This is a genomic window from Streptomyces sp. TSRI0281, from assembly GCF_001905125.1.
GTDB lineage: Bacteria > Actinomycetota > Actinomycetes > Streptomycetales > Streptomycetaceae > Streptomyces.
In genome coordinates, this window is record NZ_LWLE01000034.1 from 1 (window position 1) to 16,456 (window position 16,456).

16 protein-coding genes are annotated in these 16,456 nt (G+C 70.7%); 13 read left to right on the forward strand and 3 right to left on the reverse strand.

Annotation, left to right across the window (positions count from 1 at the left end; all coding sequences use genetic code 11):
• Positions 1 to 106: 106 nt before the first annotated feature.
• The 8 genes from A6A29_RS31875 to A6A29_RS31910 all read left to right on the forward strand — a co-directional run bounded on the left by A6A29_RS31875 (position 107) and on the right by A6A29_RS31910 (position 7,025).
• Entirely contained in the window at positions 107 to 751 is a 645-nt protein-coding gene (locus tag A6A29_RS31875) for an HAD family hydrolase (RefSeq protein WP_073725520.1), read from the forward strand.
• 41 nt (positions 752 to 792) lie between these two features.
• Positions 793 to 1,998: an MFS transporter gene (locus A6A29_RS31880; protein ID WP_073726464.1), complete on the forward strand. Its 1,206-nt coding sequence runs from the start codon at positions 793 to 795 to the stop codon at positions 1,996 to 1,998.
• Positions 1,967 to 3,139, forward strand: coding sequence for an acetoin utilization protein AcuC (locus A6A29_RS31885; protein ID WP_073725522.1), 1,173 nt, complete (start codon positions 1,967 to 1,969; stop codon positions 3,137 to 3,139). Before A6A29_RS31880 ends, A6A29_RS31885 begins: the two co-directional genes overlap by 32 nt.
• Before the next feature lie 141 nt (positions 3,140 to 3,280).
• The gene (locus A6A29_RS31890) at positions 3,281 to 4,096 is read left to right on the forward strand and encodes a phosphatase (RefSeq protein WP_073725524.1); all 816 of its coding nucleotides are present in this window, start codon (positions 3,281 to 3,283) and stop codon (positions 4,094 to 4,096) included.
• Positions 4,097 to 4,224: 128 nt separating this feature from the next.
• Positions 4,225 to 4,437 (forward strand): helix-turn-helix domain-containing protein, encoded by a 213-nt coding sequence (locus A6A29_RS31895; protein WP_014046653.1) that lies wholly within the window; start codon positions 4,225 to 4,227, stop codon positions 4,435 to 4,437.
• A 110-nt stretch (positions 4,438 to 4,547) separates the two neighbouring features.
• Positions 4,548 to 4,646, forward strand: coding sequence for a 30S ribosomal protein bS22 (locus A6A29_RS31900; RefSeq protein ID WP_003948845.1), 99 nt, complete (start codon positions 4,548 to 4,550; stop codon positions 4,644 to 4,646).
• Between the two features lie 192 nt (positions 4,647 to 4,838).
• Complete coding sequence (locus tag A6A29_RS31905) at positions 4,839 to 5,954, forward strand: NAD-dependent epimerase/dehydratase family protein (protein ID WP_073725528.1); 1,116 nt, start codon at positions 4,839 to 4,841, stop codon at positions 5,952 to 5,954.
• Between the two features lie 15 nt (positions 5,955 to 5,969).
• The gene (locus A6A29_RS31910; protein ID WP_073725530.1) at positions 5,970 to 7,025 is read left to right on the forward strand and encodes a lysophospholipid acyltransferase family protein; all 1,056 of its coding nucleotides are present in this window, start codon (positions 5,970 to 5,972) and stop codon (positions 7,023 to 7,025) included.
• A 127-nt stretch (positions 7,026 to 7,152) separates the two neighbouring features.
• Here A6A29_RS31910 and A6A29_RS31915 read toward each other — a convergent pair whose 3' ends face one another.
• The 3 genes from A6A29_RS31915 to A6A29_RS31925 form a co-directional block, all read right to left on the reverse strand.
• Positions 7,153 to 8,346 (reverse strand): DUF5667 domain-containing protein, encoded by a 1,194-nt coding sequence (locus A6A29_RS31915; protein WP_073725532.1) that lies wholly within the window; start codon positions 8,344 to 8,346, stop codon positions 7,153 to 7,155.
• Between the two features lie 229 nt (positions 8,347 to 8,575).
• The gene (locus A6A29_RS31920; protein WP_073725534.1) at positions 8,576 to 9,352 is read right to left on the reverse strand and encodes an ECF subfamily RNA polymerase sigma factor, BldN family; all 777 of its coding nucleotides are present in this window, start codon (positions 9,350 to 9,352) and stop codon (positions 8,576 to 8,578) included.
• Positions 9,353 to 9,745: 393 nt separating this feature from the next.
• Positions 9,746 to 10,714, reverse strand: coding sequence for an HAD family hydrolase (locus A6A29_RS31925; RefSeq protein WP_073725536.1), 969 nt, complete (start codon positions 10,712 to 10,714; stop codon positions 9,746 to 9,748).
• 180 nt (positions 10,715 to 10,894) lie between these two features.
• Between A6A29_RS31925 and A6A29_RS31930 the strand changes: the two genes are divergently transcribed.
• The 5 genes from A6A29_RS31930 to A6A29_RS31950 all read left to right on the forward strand — a co-directional run bounded on the left by A6A29_RS31930 (position 10,895) and on the right by A6A29_RS31950 (position 16,356).
• Complete coding sequence (locus tag A6A29_RS31930; protein WP_073725538.1) at positions 10,895 to 11,170, forward strand: glutaredoxin family protein; 276 nt, start codon at positions 10,895 to 10,897, stop codon at positions 11,168 to 11,170.
• 272 nt (positions 11,171 to 11,442) lie between these two features.
• Entirely contained in the window at positions 11,443 to 12,216 is a 774-nt protein-coding gene (locus A6A29_RS31935; protein ID WP_073725540.1) for a redox-sensing transcriptional repressor Rex, read from the forward strand.
• On the forward strand, positions 12,213 to 13,706 hold the full coding sequence (locus A6A29_RS31940; protein WP_073725541.1) for a glutamyl-tRNA reductase: 1,494 nt from the start codon (positions 12,213 to 12,215) through the stop codon (positions 13,704 to 13,706). Before A6A29_RS31935 ends, A6A29_RS31940 begins: the two co-directional genes overlap by 4 nt.
• On the forward strand, positions 13,703 to 14,689 hold the full coding sequence (hemC, locus tag A6A29_RS31945; protein ID WP_073725542.1) for a hydroxymethylbilane synthase: 987 nt from the start codon (positions 13,703 to 13,705) through the stop codon (positions 14,687 to 14,689). The genes A6A29_RS31940 and hemC overlap by 4 nt, the downstream gene beginning before the upstream one ends.
• A complete protein-coding gene (locus A6A29_RS31950) occupies positions 14,686 to 16,356 on the forward strand; it encodes a uroporphyrinogen-III synthase (RefSeq protein WP_073725543.1) in 1,671 nt (556 codons plus the stop codon). Before hemC ends, A6A29_RS31950 begins: the two co-directional genes overlap by 4 nt.
• Positions 16,357 to 16,456 lie beyond the last annotated feature (100 nt).

A 16,456-nucleotide genomic window follows, 5' to 3' on the forward strand; every position in this document is an offset into this window, starting at 1 on the left:
GGGGGACCCTGTGGGAGAGTAGGACGCCGCCGAACAATTTTTCCGGGAAAGCCCCGTGCCTTGTGGCACGGGGCTTTTCTGCGTTCTGAACGTCTAGGGTCGAACCATGCGCTACGAACTGGTCATCTTCGACAACGATGGTGTGCTCGTCGACAGTGAGCCGATCTCCAACACCATCCTCGCCGGCTACCTCACCGAACTCGGTCACCCCACCTCCTACGAGGAGTCGCTCCGCGACTACATGGGGGCCGCCGTGCACCGCGTGCACGACCTCGTCGCCGAGAGGACCGGGGAGAAGCTGCCCGCGGACTTCGACGAGACACTGCACGCGCGGGTCTTCGCCGCGTTCCGGCGGGAGCTGGTGGCGGTGGACGGGGTGCAGGAACTGCTGGGGACGCTGGTCGCCGACGGGGTGGACTACTGCGTCGCCTCGTCCAGCAGCCACGAACGGATCAGGGTCGGCCACCGGGCGGCCGGGCTCGACCAGTGGTTCGAGGAGGAGTGGATCTTCAGCTCGGAGGATGTCGGGCGGGGGAAGCCGGCGCCGGATCTGTTCCTGTACGCGGCGGAACGGATGGGGGTCGCCCCGGAGCGGTGTGTCGTCATCGAGGACAGCCCGCTCGGTGTCGAGGCCGCTCGGGCCGCCGGGATGGATGTGTACGGGTTTACGTCGATGATGCCGGCGGACCGGCTGACCGGCGTGACCGGCTACTTCTCCGAGATGGCTCAGCTGCCGGAATTGCTTGCCTGATCCATCTACCCATGGGTAGATCCTGGCCCTACGCTCCCGCCATGACAGATGCGCGGTTGCGGCACGGTCGGGCCTCCTTGGCGTTGAGCTTCCTTGTGCAAGGGGTGACCTTCGCTCTGCTCGTGACGCGTATCCCCGCCATCCAGGACCAGTACGGGATATCCGACGGGCTGCTGCCCGTCTTCCTGGCCGCCGTGCCGATCCTGGCGGGGGCCGGCAGCGTGGTCACCGAGAAGGTGGTCGCGCGGGTACGGCCCGGGACCGTACTGAGGTGGGCGCAGCCCGTCGTGCTGCTGGCCCTGCTCGGGGTGGGCGGCGGCGGGGAGGTGTGGCACGTCGCCCTCGCGCTGGGGGTCTTCGGTCTGGCGGTGGGAGCGCTGGACGCCTCGATGAACATGATGGGCGTCAGCCTTCAGCGGGCGTACGGGCGCAGCATCATGCTCGGGTTCCACGCCGTGTACAGCCTCGGTGGGATCGCCGGGGCGTCGATGGCCTGGGCCGGGGCGCACTGGGATCTGTCGTTGCTCGTGTCCTATCTGCCCGCCGTGGTGGTGCTGCTGCCCGCCGCGTTCCTCGGCAGCCGCTGGTACACGGAGGGGAAGGGGCCACAGGGGCAGGATGCCGCGGTGGCCGGAGCCGGTGGGGTGTCCGTGCCGTTCAGGCTGCTGCTGCCGCTGTGTCTCGTGATGAGCTTCGCGTACATAGGGGACTCGACCGTCTCCAACTGGAGTGCCAAGTATCTCCAGGACGTGCTGGGCAGTTCGGAGCAGATGTCGACGGTTCCGTACAACGTCTACATGGTGACGACGTTGCTGGGGCGGGCCCTCGGGGACATCGGGGTGCGGCGGCTCGGGGCGGTGGCCGTGGTGCGGGGCGGGAGCGTGCTGGCGGCGGCCGGGTTCGGGGTGGTGGCCGTGGCGCCGGGGGCGTGGGCGGGGATGCTCGGGTTCACGATGCTGGGGCTCGGGCTCTGTGTGATCGTGCCGCAGACCTTCGCGGCGGCCGGGCGGATGTTCCCCGGGGCCAGTGATGTGGCGATCGCCCGGCTGAACATCTTCAACTACGTGGGATTCCTTGTCGGTTCACCGCTCGTGGGGGCGCTCGGGGACGCGTGGAGCTACCGGGGCGCGATGCTCGTACCGATGGTCCTGGTGCTCGCGACCCTCGTGTACGCCCGGTCGTTCGGGCCGGAACCCGCCCGATACGGTGGCGGGCATGAGCGGCCGCGCACAGCTGATGTGGGATGACGCAGTAACGGGATACGACTTCGGGGACAGCCATCCGATGGACCCGGTCCGGCTCGCCCTGACGATGGGGCTGGTGCGGGCGTTCGGGCTCGACGGGGCAGTGGACGTACGGGCGGCGAAGGCCGCCGGGGACTCCACGCTGCGGCTGGTGCACCGGGCGGACTACGTGGCGGCGGTCCGGGCCGCGTCCGCGGACCCACGGTCCGCGGATCAGGCGTACGGGCTCGGCACCGTGGACGACCCGGCCTTCTCCGGGATGCACGAGGCGTCCGCGCTGATCGCCGGGCTGTCGGTGGGGGCGGCGGAGGCCGTGTGGCGGGGGGAGACCCGGCACGCGGTGAACTTCACCGGGGGGCTGCATCACGCCATGCCCGGTGCGGCCGCGGGGTTCTGCATCTACAACGATCCGGCGCTCGCCATCGCCCGGCTGCTGGAGCTCGGCGCGGAGCGGGTCGCGTACATCGATGTGGACGTCCACCACGGCGACGGTGTGCAGGCCGCCTTCTGGGAGGACCCGCGGGTGCTGACCGTGTCGATGCACGAGCACCCGCGCACGCTGTTTCCGCAGACCGGATGGCCCGAGGAGACCGGCTCCGGGGCGGGTGAGGGCAGTGCGGTGAATGTGGCGCTGCCGGCGGGTACGGGGGACGCCGGGTGGCTGCGGGCGTTCCACGCGGTGGTGCCCGAACTGGTGGCGGACTTCCGGCCGCAGGTGCTGGTGACCCAGCACGGGGCCGATACGCACTTCGAGGATCCGCTGGCCCATCTCGCGGTGTCGCTGGACGCGCAGCGGGCCGTGATGGCGTCCTGCCACGATCTCGTGCACGCGTATGTGGACGGTGGGCGCTGGCTGGCGCTGGGCGGCGGCGGGTACGCGGTCGTCGATGTGGTGCCGCGGTCCTGGACCCATCTGGTGGGGATCGCCGCGCATGCGCCGGTGGACCCGGAGTCGGTGATTCCGGCGTCGTGGCGGGACGAGGTCTACGCCCGGACGCGGCAGCTGGGTCCGGCCCGGATGACGGATGGGCGTACGCCGTCCTGGCAGCCGTGGGAGGCCGGGTACGATCCGGCGGACCGGCTGGACCAGGCGGTGCTGGCGACCCGGCGGGCGGCGTTTCCGCTGCGGGGGCTGCTGGCCTGAGGCGCCCCGGGCGCGGTGGGGGCACGGGCGGGTCCGGGCGTCCAGGGCGAAGAGTGCGGTGGAGCCGTGCCATTACGCCAACGGTGGGGCGTCGTCGGGGTTCCGGCCCCCGGCCGGCCGCCGTGCGGGAGCATCGCAAGGGTGTTGAGCACTGGAGCGCTGCGCGCTCATCTGCTGGCGGCCCGGCTGGCCGGGCCCGTGGCCACCTCGCGGGAGAACAGCCTGCGGAGTTATCGGCTCTTCGCCGCGCGAGATCCGCGGGCGACGCTCGGCCTCGATCCGGAGTGGGCCTGGGGCGAGCGGGATCTGTTGCGGCTGATGGCCGACAAGTGCGGGGTCTCGGACGATCCCGCGCACGTTTCCGGTCAGGATGTGATCGATCCGGAACGGACGCTGGCCGGTCTGGCCGCGTTCGCCGAGCGGCTCGCCGGTGTGGCGGCCCGGCGGGCGCCGGTGCTGTTCGGGACCGGTCATCCGCACCGGCTGATCGGGTTCTACGCCGAGCTGGCAGACGCCTTGTCGGCGGCAGGGTGCCACGTACTCACCCCCGCGCAGGGGCGATCTGTCGACATAACGACCCGGTTCGGCGTACGCACCTACCACCTCGACTACGTACGACGCGTCGCTCTGATGCGCGAACCCAGCGTGCGTGCCCCCGGTGGTGGGACCGGCGTGCACAGCCACTCCCCGCTGCCGGTTCGGGTCGCGCTGGCGGCGGCGGCGCAGCAGTTCGGGGTGCTGCCCGCGCTGGTGATCGGGGACCACGGCTGGGTCTGCGGTGCAGGTCAGCTGGGCATCGAGGCCATCGGGCTGGCGGATACGGATGATCCCGCGCTGTTCGTCGGGGAGGCCGAGGGGCGGGTGTCCGTCGCGGTTCCGCTTGATGACGGCGTGCAGTCGGACTACTACCGCCCGCTTACTCGCTATGTACTCAATCGGGCGTGTCTGTCACAGTAGGCGGCCGATCGCCTCTCCTCTTCCCCACTCGCATCACCCGCCCCTAATCTGGGCAGTGAGCGCACAACGACGAAGAGTCACCGGAGGGGAAGCCGGTGCGCGTCGCATGCGGAAGGTACAGGTGGGTCATGGCTGCTGGCAGCGAGAGGCCTCTGAACGAGGTCAAGTTTCTGACCGTGGCGGAAGTCGCCTCGGTCATGCGAGTGTCGAAGATGACCGTGTACCGCTTGGTGCACAGCGGTCATCTGCCGGCGATCCGGGTGGGAAGGTCCTTCCGGGTGCCGGAGCAAGCGGTTCACGAGTATCTCCGCGAGTCCTTTGTGGGGGTGGAGTCGGCCTGACATCGCCCTCGGATTACGTCCCTCACTCAGTGGCGGGTAGGCTAGGCCGACGTAGGTCGTGTGGGCCCAGACGCCCCGCACCAGTGAAGATGAAGTGAGCGAGGGTAGTCGTGGGCTCTGTTATTAAGAAGCGGCGCAAGCGGATGGCCAAGAAGAAGCACCGCAAGCTGCTCAAGCGCACGCGCGTTCAGCGTCGCAACAAGAAGTAAGCGAACGCAGTTCGTGAATCCGCAGCCCTTCCGCCGTCCTGGCGGGAGGGCTGCGGTGCTTTTTTCGGGCAAGCCCGCGTCAAGCCCGTCATGGGGTCGTCACAGGGCAACATCGACCGGCTACGGTGACGGCCAGGGGATTCCCGCGCTCCGCGCAGGACCCGCTCTCACGACCGACGGAAGGCGCTGATCTTGGGCAAGGTCGTGCTCGTCACCGGAGTGGCCCGGCAACTGGGGGGCCGCTTCGTGCGGCGCGTCCAGCGCGAACCCGGTGTGGACCGGGTGATCGCCGTCGACGCGGTCACGCCCGAGCATCGGCTCGGCGACGCCGAATTCGTCCGCGCGGACATCCGGCAGCCCGCGATCGCCAGGGTCCTCGCCCAGCACTCCGTCGACACGGTCGTCCATCTGGACGTCTCCGGCAAGGCGCTCGGTGCGGGCGGCCGGACGGCGGTCAAGGAGAATAACGTCATCGGCACCATGCAGCTGCTCGGTGCCTGCCAGAAGTCGCCGACCGTCCAACGGCTCGTGATCAAGTCCAGTACGAGTGTGTACGGCTCCGCCCCCCGCGATCCGGCGGTGTTCACCGAGACCACACCGCCCAAGTCCCTGCCCAGCGGCGGCTTCGCCAAGGACGCGGTGGAGGTCGAGGGGTATGTACGGGGCTTCGCGCGCCGCAGGCCCGATGTCGCGGTGTGCGTCCTGCGGTTCGCGAACATCCTGGGGCCCCATCCGGATTCGCCGCTCGCCGACTATCTGTCGCTGCCCGTCCTGCCGACGGTCTTCGGGTACGACCCGCGGCTCCAGTTCGTGCACGAGGACGATGTCATCGACGTCCTGGGGATCGCCTCGCGCGAGCCCCGGCGCGGGACGCTGAACAGCGGGACGTTCAACATCGCGGGCGACGGGGTGCTGCTGCTCTCGCAGTGCTCGCGGCGGCTGGGGCGGCCGACCGTGCCGGTGCTGCTGCCCGCCGTCACCTGGGTCGGCTCGGCCCTCCGTACGATCGGCATGACCGACTTCTCGGCGGAACAGATCCGGCTGCTCACCCATGGCAGGGTGGTGTCCACCGTGCAGATGCGCGAGACGCTGGGTTTCCGGCCGAAGTTCAGCACGGCGGAGACCTTCGCGGAGTTCGCGCGGAGCCGGGGTCCGGGACTGCTGCCGCCCGAAGCGGTGGGCAGGGCGGTGGACCGGCTGGCGTCGCTGCCGTTGCCGGGCGGTGGCGGGGCGACGGGCGGCGGGAGCGGTGCCGGGCCTTCGGGTGGCGGGGCCGGTGCGGTACAGACGACTCACGGCGCCAGGTAGAGGAGCGCACCGACGATGGCGGATGCCAAGGTCATTCCGTTCGACGACGACCGTTCGCGGTCCGGTGGCGCGCCGCGTTCGGCACGTCGCCGGACCGGGGCGGGCAGCGGCGCGACCGGGCAGGGCGAGGGCGCCACGGCGCCCGTGAGCGCGCTGCCGGGCGGGCAGGTCCCCGAATCCGCGGCCGCGCCGCCCCAGGAGTCACAGGGGGCTCAGGAGGGCCCGGAGCGTGGCGGCTGGGACCGGCGGATCGCGGGCGGGCTGGCCTTCCTGCGGCGCCGGGTCACCGGGGACTACGAGGTCGACGAGTTCGGTTACGACAAGGAGCTCACCGACCAGGTCCTGATGTCGATGCTCCGGCCGATCGCGGACAAGTACTTCCGGGTCGAGGTGAAGGGGATCGAGAACATCCCGTCCGACGGCGGGGCGCTCATCGTGTCCAACCACTCCGGGACGCTGCCGCTGGACGGGCTGATGCTCCAGGTCGCGGTGCACGACAACCATCCGGCCGGGCGGCATCTGCGGCTGCTGGCCGCCGATCTGGTCTTCCATCTGCCGGTCGTCAACGAGCTCGCGCGGAAGGCCGGTCACACGCTGGCCTGCGCGGAGGACGCGCAGCGGCTGCTGGAGGGCGGCGAGATCGTCGGGGTGATGCCGGAGGGCTTCAAGGGCATCGGCAAGCCGTTCGGCGAGCGGTACAAGCTCCAGCGCTTCGGGCGGGGCGGTTTCGTGTCGACGGCGCTGCGGGCCGGTGTGCCGATCGTGCCGTGCTCGATCGTGGGCGCGGAGGAGATCTACCCGATGATCGGCAACGCGAAGACCCTGGCGCGGCTGCTGGGGTTCCCGTACTTCCCGATCACGCCGACGTTCCCGTGGCTGGGGCCGTTGGGGGCGGTGCCGTTGCCGACGAAGTGGACGATCCAGTTCGGGGAGCCGATTCCCACGGACGGGTATCCGCCGGAGGCGGCGGAGGACCCGATGCTGATGTTCAACCTGACGGACCAGGTGCGGGAGCAGATCCAGCACACGCTGTACAAGCTGCTGGTGCAGCGGCGGTCGGTCTTCTTCTGACGTCTGTCCGGTCCAGGCCAGTTCGGTCCAGGTCCAGGTCCGGGTTCTGGATGCGGGATTCGGGTGCGAGCGCGCCGAGAGGGGGCCGGTCACTCGGATCGAGTGACCGGCCCCCTCCCGTGCTGCCTTACGGCTTCAGGCTCTCGCCGTCGATTCCCAGGCCCGGGAGCAGGCCCGGGAGCAGGGGTGGCAGGGTCACGTCCGGAGCGGGCGGCTTGCCGGCCTCGTCGTCGGGGGACGGAAGGGTGCCGTCCGTGGGGAGGTTGTCCAGCAGACCGCCCGTACCGCCGCCGAGCAGGCCTTCGGCGGAGGCGTCGCCGGAGCCCGAGGGTTTCGGCGAGGTGGTGTCGCCGCTGTGGCCTTCGGAGGCCACGGGGGGCGAGGGCGCCGGTCGCTGGGGCCGGGTGGCGTCGTGGGACTGTCCGGGGGAGTCGGAACGCGCGGTGCCGCCGCTCCTGCCCGGCGTACGGGGGAGCAGGGACTGGAGCGGTGCGACCTCCTCGTCCATGGCTTCGAAGACCGAGCTGACCTTTTCGCCGATGTCGGTCAGCTGCACGGGCAGTCGGTCGCGGAGGCTGCTCCAGCTCTCGCGGTGCGAGCGGGAGAAGGAGTCCAGGGTCTGGATCGGGCCGATGGTGCCGTCCCGCTGGTAGGCGGAGTGGAGTAGCCGGTGGCCCTCGGAGGCGTCGTGCGACATGCCGTTGAGCGCGCGCCTGACCTCACCGAGCGATTCGTGGTCCATCTCGCCCGAGCGTCCCCGCTCCATGAGGCGGCGGGCCTCGCTGAGCCGGGTCGACGCCTGGTCGAGGTAGACCTCGCCGCGGTCCGCGTCGCCGTCGGCCATGCCGCGGTTGATGTCCTCCATGCCTCGCTTGAGGCCGTAGAGGGAATCACCGGGCAGGGCGTCGGAGCTGGCGGCGGCCACTCCGCCGAAAGCGCCCGCGGCCACACCGACGGTGAGCCCACCGGCGGTGAGGCCCTTCGCCCAGCGTGAGCGGGGGCGCAACTTCCGGAGTGGGGAGGCCCGGTGGGCCCCCCTGTTCCGTTGTTCGGGTACCGGAGGGCCCGTGGACGCGCCACCCTCGGCGAACATGGTCTCCATGGCAGCGACGAGCTGGGCTCGTTGCACCACTTTGACCTCGGGATCCAACTGTGGCTTCGGTAGCTCACCGAGGCCGTTCGCCAGGGCCAACAGCTTTCCGTGGTCGGCCTGTTCGGCCGGTTCCTCGGGCTGTACGGCCGCCGCACCCTGGGGCGTCTGCTCCTCCAGGGCCTGGGCGAAGGCGTTCGCCCGCCGGTGTGCCGAAACGTTTGCGATCACTGGCGGCACCTCCTCTCGTCATGGACGGTCGACTCCCCTGGGGATCCGGAAGGTTGCACACCTTGAGCGTTTCCACACGATTGAGTGAGTGGTAACGGACAGGGGGTGACGACAGGGGGCCTTCGACCGGCACAACGAGCCGTTCGGCACTTGGGTTACGCACGAAGGATGATCGGACCAGTGTGTGACGGATTGGTTGCCGAAGGTGATTTTTTGCCCGGCTGTGGGATCAGCGGGCGTCGTCGGGGAGGAGCCGGGCCAGTGTGCGGACGGCTCGGTACTGGAGGGTTTTGATCGCGCCCTCGTTCTTGCCCATCACGCGGGCGGTCTCGGCGACCGAGAGACCCTGGAGGAACCGCAGCGTGACGCACTCCTGCTGCTGCGGGTTGAGTCGGCGCACGGCTTGGAGCAGTGCGGCGTTGGAGAGGGACTCCAGGACGGAGTCCTCGGGGCTGCGCTCGACCTCGTTGGCGTCGAGCATTTCGCCGGTGGTCACTTCCAGTCGGAAACGACTGGATTTGAAGTGGTCGGCGACCAGGTTTCGAGCGATGGTGACCAGCCAGGCGCCGAAGTCGCGGCCCTGCCAGGTGAACGTGGAGATACGGCGCAGCGCGCGGAGGAAGGTCTCACTGGTGAGGTCCTCCGCTGTCGCCTTGCCGCCCACGCGGTAGTAGATGTACCGGTACACGGTGTCGCTGTACTGGTCGTATAGGCGGCCGAAGGCATCCGCCTCACCGGCCTGTGCGCGCTCGACGAGATCCATCATGCGCGCGCTGTCGCTGTCGGCGGTGGGCCGGCGAACGGTTGACGTGGTCGTGGCGCCGCGGTTGCTGCGTCTTCCGACCGCCGCACCGCGTTCGGCCAGGGCGTAGCAGGGGCCGGCAGGTGCAGGGGTGGCAAAGGCGGGGACGGCGTACGCGGTGGGGACGAAGCCGCGCAAGCGGTCAATGACCGTTGCACGCAGCGTAGCCAGGCCCGAGGCGTCAACCCCGACGTGTGGGTACACGGGACTCCCAGAGGCAGAGCTTCCATCACGAGCAGTTCGAATACCGTCACACGTCGTAGCGGGTGACGGCTCCGGTATGCGTCTGAGGAGAATAACGCTTCGTACAGGCGACGCTACACCGAGTTGCTAAAATCATCGATTACGTCGCTTCTCTTACTGTTCAGCGACGTATCAAGTAGCACATCGTGACCGGTTATTGATCGGATTACTTCGTGATCTGTCTATGGGCGCGACAGGTTGTGGTCGGGCGTCGGTAATCCGACTGGCCGGAGGGGTGGTCGCGGTGCGTGTTCATCCGGTCCCGATCGGCCCTGCGGCCCCGGGCGTGGCACGGGCCGCAGGGACGGGCGCCGGGAACCGCGGGCGCGCTCGCGGGTGTGCTCACGCGTGCGATCAGCGGCGGCGGCGGTGCAGTGCGACCGCCGCGACGGTGCCGCCGGCCAGGGCGCCCACGCCCGCGGCGGCGGGGATGCCGACCTTGGCGGCCTTGCGCCCCGTGCGGTAGTCGCGCAGCCGCCAGTCCAGGGCGCGCGCGTGCTTGCGGAGCTTGGTGTCCGGGTTGATCGCGTAGGGGTGGCCGACCAGGGAGAGCATCGGGATGTCGTTGTGGGAGTCGCTGTACGCCGCGCAGCGGTCCAGGTCCAGGCCCTCGGCCGCCGCCAGGGCGCGTACCGCTTCGGCCTTGGCGGGGCCGTGCAGCGGTTCGCCGACGAGGCGGCCGGTGTAGACGCCGTCGACGGATTCGGCGACGGTGCCCAGGGCGCCGGTCAGGCCGAGGCGGCGGGCGATGATCGTGGCGGTCTCCACCGGGGCGGCCGTGACGAGCCAGACCTTCTGCCCGGCGTCGAGGTGGGCCTGGGCGAGGGCGCGGGTGCCGGGCCAGATGCGGTCGGCCATGTACTCGTCGTAGATCTCCTCGCCGATGGACATCAGCTCGGAGACGCGGTGGCCCTTGACGATGGACAGGGCGCTGTCGCGGGCGTCCTGCATGTGCTCCGGGTCCTCGACGCCCGCCAGCCGGAACCATGCCTGCTGCCAGGCGAACCGGGTGAGCTCGCGGCGCTGGAAGAACTTCCGCTTGTACAGGCCGCGGCCGAAGTGGAAGAGCGCGGCGCCTTGCATCACGGTGTTGTCGAGGTCGAAGAAGGCGGCGGCGCGGTCGTCCCCGGCCACCGGGAACGCGGGTTCCCCGGCGGCCTCGGATGCCGCGGCTTCCGGCACTTCGGGCGCTTCCGGGAGAAGAGAGGGGTCATCGGTGGCGAGCGAGGTCCTGCGTGCTGCTTCGGCTGCTGCCTCGCCGGCCAGCACGCTCCGTGCAGTCGCGGAACGCCTACGGGGTGTGAGCCATCCAAGAGCGGCCATGCCGTGAGCATAACCAGTCCGTCCGTACGTGCCCGACCTGCCGGGATGCGGAGACGTGAACTCTCCGAGGCCGAATCGTTAAACGGGTGATTCCGGGCGTACGGCATCGGTCCGCCGCGGGATCGGCGGCCGTGCGGCGGGCGGGGCCTGACAGGGCTCCGGCGGGCGCAGAATGAGTGCATGAGTGCCTTGCTGCGTCGTAAGAGGAAGAAGCCCGCCGAGCGGGTGATCACCCTGGTGGGGAAGCCCGGTTGTCACTTGTGCGACGACGCCAGGGCGGTCGTGGGGGCGGTCTGTGAGGAGACCGGCGCGTCGTGGGTGGAGAAGGACATCACCCAGGACGAGGCGCTGTACAAGGAGTACTGGGAGCAGATTCCGGTGGTGCTGATCGATGGCGAACAGCACACGTTCTGGCGTGTCGACCCGGTCAGGCTGCGCGACGCGCTGGGGGCCTGACCGAAACCCGGCTACCATCATGGGCGTTTTGAGTGGTCTCGGGGGCGTAGACATGAGGAGCGTGCACCGCTTTGTCCCCTTCGCGCCCGCAACGGGTTGATGCGGTCCATGGTTCCGGGATCGCGCAGGCAATGTGCGTGACCCCGGTCACTTTGACCGGACAAAACGGACACCATCTTTGTGCACGCGTTCACAAAGACATAGCCTGCATTCGACGGGGCGGTCTTGGGACATACGGCCGCCTGCAGCCCCGCTCATCCCGCAGGAGCACCGTGGCAACTGGCCGAACTCACCGACCGGCGACCCGTAGCCGAGGAATTCCCGAGGCCACCGTCGCCCGACTTCCGCTGTATCTGCGCGCACTGACCGCGCTCTCCGAGCGATCGGTTCCCACGGTCTCCTCCGAGGAGCTCGCCACGGCCGCGGGGGTCAATTCCGCGAAGCTGCGCAAGGACTTCAGCTACCTGGGGTCCTACGGCACCCGTGGTGTCGGGTACGACGTCGAGTATCTCGTGTACCAGATCTCCCGCGAACTCGGGCTCACCCAGGACTGGCCGGTCGCCATCGTCGGTATCGGTAACCTCGGCGCCGCGCTCGCCAACTACGGCGGCTTCGCCTCCCGCGGTTTCCGGGTCGCGGCCCTGATCGACGCCGACCCGGCCATGGCCGGTACGCCCGTCGCCGGGATCGCCGTCCAGCACACCGACGACCTGGACCGGATCATCAGCGACAACGGTGTGTCCATCGGCGTGATCACCACCCCGCCCGGCGCGGCCCAGCAGGTCTGCGACCGGCTCGTCGCCGCGGGTGTGACCTCCATCCTGAACTTCGCCCCGACTGTGCTCTCGGTGCCCGACGGCGTCGACGTGCGCAAGGTCGACCTCTCCATCGAGCTCCAGATCCTCGCCTTCCACGAGCAGCGCAAGGCCGGCGAGGACGCCGCGGCCGTCGAGGGCGACGCCGACGAGGCAGCGCCGCCGATGCGCGCCACCCCGGTGAGCCGGAAGGGACCCGACGGGGACATGCCCGCCGTGATGCCGGCATGAGTCTCCTCGTCGTGGGTCTGAGCCACCGCAGCGCCCCCGTCTCCGTCCTGGAGCGGGCCTCGCTGGCCGCCGACACCCAGACCAAGCTGTTGCAGGACACCCTCGCCGCGGAGCCCGCGACCGAGGCCGCCGTGCTGGCCACCTGCAACCGCATCGAGCTGTACGCCGACGTGGACAAGTTCCACGCGGGCGTCGCCGAGCTGTCCACCCTGCTCGCCCAGCACAGCGGGGTCGGGCTCGACGAGCTCACTCCGTATCTCTATGTGCACTACGAGGACCGGGCCGTCCATCACCTCTTCTCGGTGGCCTGCGGCCTCGACTCGATGGTGGTCGGCGAGGGCCAGATCCTCGGCCAGATCAAGGACGCGCTCGCGCTGGGCCAGGAGATCCACACCGCGGGCCGGCTGCTGAACGACCTCTTCCAGCAGGCCCTGCGGGTCGGCAAGCGCGCCCACAGCGAGACCGGGATCGACCGGGCCGGGCAGTCGCTCGTCACCTTCGGGCTCCAGCAGCTCGCCGGTGACGCCGACCCCGCCGCCTGGGCCGGCGGCAAGCGCGCCCTGGTGATCGGTGCGGGCTCGATGTCCTCGCTGGCCGCCGCGACGCTCGCCCGTACCGGCGTCTCCGAGATCGTCGTCGCCAACCGGACCCGGGCCCGCGCCGACCGGCTCGTCGAGATCCTGCACCAGGCCGACGGCACCGGTGTGCGCGCCCGCGCCGTCGAGATGGCCGTGGTCGCGGACGAACTGACACGTGCCGACGTCGTGGTCTCCTGCACCGGCGCCACCGGGCTCGTCCTGACCGCCGAGGCCGTCGCCGAAGCGCTCGGCATCCCCTACGACGCCGCCGTCGAGGCGCCCGCGGCCACCGCCGCGGCCACCCCCGACGACCTCGACCAGCACGCGGCGTGGGTGGAGAACGGTTCCGCCACGGCCGCCGCCCCCAGGACCGCGCGGGCCCTCGTGCCCGCGCAGAGCACCGGCCCCGTCCGGCTCGCCCTGCTCGACCTCGCCATGCCGCGCGACATCGACGGAGCGGCCCACCGCATCGACGGTGTGCGCCTCGTCGACATCGAGTCGCTCGCCGAGGCGTCCGCGGACGCCCCGATGGCCGCCGATGTGGACCAGGTGCGCACCATCGTCGCCGACGAGGTCGCCGCGTTCGGCGCCGCTCAGCGCGCCGCCCATGTCGCCCCGACCGTGGTCGCCCTGCGCACCATGGCCGCCGATGTGGTGGCCGGTGAGATCGCCCGGCTCGACGGGCGTCTCCCCGACCTGAACGAGAAGCAGCGCGCCGAGATCACCCAGACCGTGCGCCGCGTCGTCGACAAACTCCTGCACGCGCCCACGGTGCGGGTCAAGCAGCTCGCCAGTGAGCCCGGCGGCGCCGGGTATGCCGACGCGCTGCGGGAACTCTTCGACCTCGACCCGCAGACGGTGGCCGCCGTCTCCCGGGCAGACCTGAACGACCCGAATAGAGGGCGGTCATGACCGACAACTCATCCCCGGGCGCGCAGAGCACCGCGCCCCTGCGGCTGGGCACCCGACGCAGCAAGCTCGCCATGGCGCAGTCCGGCCTGGTGGCCGACGCGGTCAGCGAGGTGACCGGGCGCGCCGTCGAGCTCGTCGAGATCACCACGTACGGGGACACCTCCCGCGAGCACCTCGCACAGATCGGCGGGACCGGTGTGTTCGTCGCCGCCCTGCGCGAGGCATTGCTGCGGGGCGAGGTGGACTTCGCCGTCCACTCGCTCAAGGACCTGCCGACCGCACAGCCCGAGAACCTCGTACTGGCCGCCGTGCCGCTGCGCGAGGACCCGCGCGACGTGCTGGTGGCGCGCGACGGGCTGACCTTCGCGCAGCTGCCGTCCGGCGCCCGCATCGGCACCGGTTCGCCGCGCCGCATGGCGCAGCTCAACGCGTACGCCCGGACCCACGGCATCGACATCGAGACCGTGCCGATCCGGGGCAACGTCGACACCCGGATCGGTTTCGTACGAAGCGGAGAGCTGGACGCGGTGGTTCTCGCCGCCGCCGGGCTCAGCCGCCTCGGCCGCACCGGTGAGGTGACCGACTTCCTGTCGGTCGACATCATGCTGCCCGCTCCCGGCCAGGGAGCACTGGCGATCGAATGCGCTGCAACCAGCGCGGACCTCGCCGCCGCGCTCGCCGAGCTCGACGACCCGTACACCCGGGCCGCCGTGACCGCCGAGCGTGCCCTGCTCGCCGCCCTGGAGGCCGGCTGCTCCGCACCTGTGGGTGCGCTGGCCGACCTCCTGGTCGACGGTCAGACTGTCAACGAACTGCGCCTGCGCGGTGTCGTCGGTTCCACCGACGGTTCCTCGCTGGTGCAGCTGTCCACCACCGGTCCCGTTCCCACGTCGCACGACGACGCGGCGGCCCTCGGCCGCGAACTCGCGTCCGAGATGCTTGCCAAGGGTGCGGCCGGTCTTATGGGGGAGCGAGCACTTTGAGCCCCACCGGCCCCGCCGTATCCGACTTTCCGGTCCTGTCCGCACAAGGACACGTCACCTTCCTCGGCGCCGGTCCCGGCGACCCCGGACTGCTGACCCTGCGCGCCGTCGAGGCGCTCGCGAGCGCGGACGTCCTTGTCGCCGAACCGGAGGTTCTCGACGTCGTTCGCTGCCATGCGCGGGCAGGCGTAAGCACCCCTGAGCTGACGGTTGTTGACGTGGCGTCAACAGCCGCCGGAGTACCCGTTCTCAGGGACGCGGCCAATCTTGTCATGGAGGCCGCGAAGGGTGGCAGGCGGGTCGTCCGTGCTGTGACCGGCGACCCCGGTCTCGACGGCAACGCGGGCGCCGAGATGCTCGCCTGCGCCGCCGCGGGGGTGCCCTTCGAGGTCGTCCCCGGTGTCGCGAACGTCGTGGGTGTGCCCGCGTACGCCGGGGTGCCGCTGCGGGACGCGCAGGGTGCCGACGTGCGTTTCGTCGACGCCCGCACCGCCTCGGACCGCTGCTGGAGCGAGGTCGGCGCGAGCGACGCGACGGCCGTCGTGGCGACCACGCTGGACTCGGTCGCGGCCGCCGCCGGTGAGCTGGTGTCCGCGGGCCGCAAGCCCGACACCCCGCTGACCGTCACGGTCGCGGGCACGACCACCCGCCAGCGCACCTGGACGGCGACCCTCGGGACGATCGCCCAGGTCCTGAAGCAGGCCAAGGTCCTCCCGTCGCCGGACGGGCACCAGTCGGTCATAGCCGTGGTCGGGGAACGAAGCTCAGCCGCCCAGCGCGACCAGCTCGCGTGGTTCGAGTCCAAGCCGCTGTTCGGCTGGAAGGTGCTCGTGCCGCGGACGAAGGAGCAGGCGGCGTCGCTCTCCGACCAGCTGCGTTCGTACGGTGCCGTGCCGCACGAGGTCCCGACGATCGCCGTCGAGCCCCCGCGTACGCCCCAGCAGATGGAGCGCGCGGTCAAGGGCCTGGTCACCGGCCGCTACGAGTGGATCGCCTTCACCAGCGTGAACGCCGTGAAGGCCGTCCGGGAGAAGTTCGAGGAGTACGGGCTCGACGCCCGTGCCTTCGCCGGGATCAAGGTCGCGGCCGTCGGCGAGCAGACCGCCGCCGCGCTGATCGACTTCGGTGTGAAGCCCGATCTGGTGCCGTCCGGTGAGCAGTCCGCCGCCGGTCTGCTGGAGGACTGGCCGCCCTACGACCCGGTCTTCGACCCGATCGACCGTGTCTTCCTGCCGCGCGCCGACATCGCCACCGAGACCCTGGTGGCCGGCCTCATCGAGCTGGGCTGGGAGGTCGACGACGTCACCGCGTACCGCACGGTCCGCGCCTCGCCGCCGCCCGCCGACACTCGTGAGGCCATCAAGGGCGGCGGCTTCGACGCGGTGCTCTTCACCTCGTCCTCGACGCTGCGCAACCTGGTCGGCATCGCGGGCAAGCCGCACAACCTGACCGTCATCGCGTGCATCGGCCCCGCCACGGCCAAGACCGCCGAGGAGCACGGCCTGCGGGTCGACGTCCTGTCGCCGGAGCCGTCCGTGCACAAGCTCGCCGAGGCGCTCGCCGCCTTCGGCGCGCAGCGCCGGGACGCGGCGAAGGAGGCCGGTGATCCGGTGACCCGGCCGAGCGAGCGGCGTCCGGGCGCGCGGCGCCGTCGTACGACGACCTGACCGGCGGATTCCGCTGTGGGCCCGGCCGCCTCGGTGGCCGGGCCCGTCCGTCGTTCCGGGCCTTTTTCCGGCGCGGGTGTCGGTAAGACGCCGATGTGCG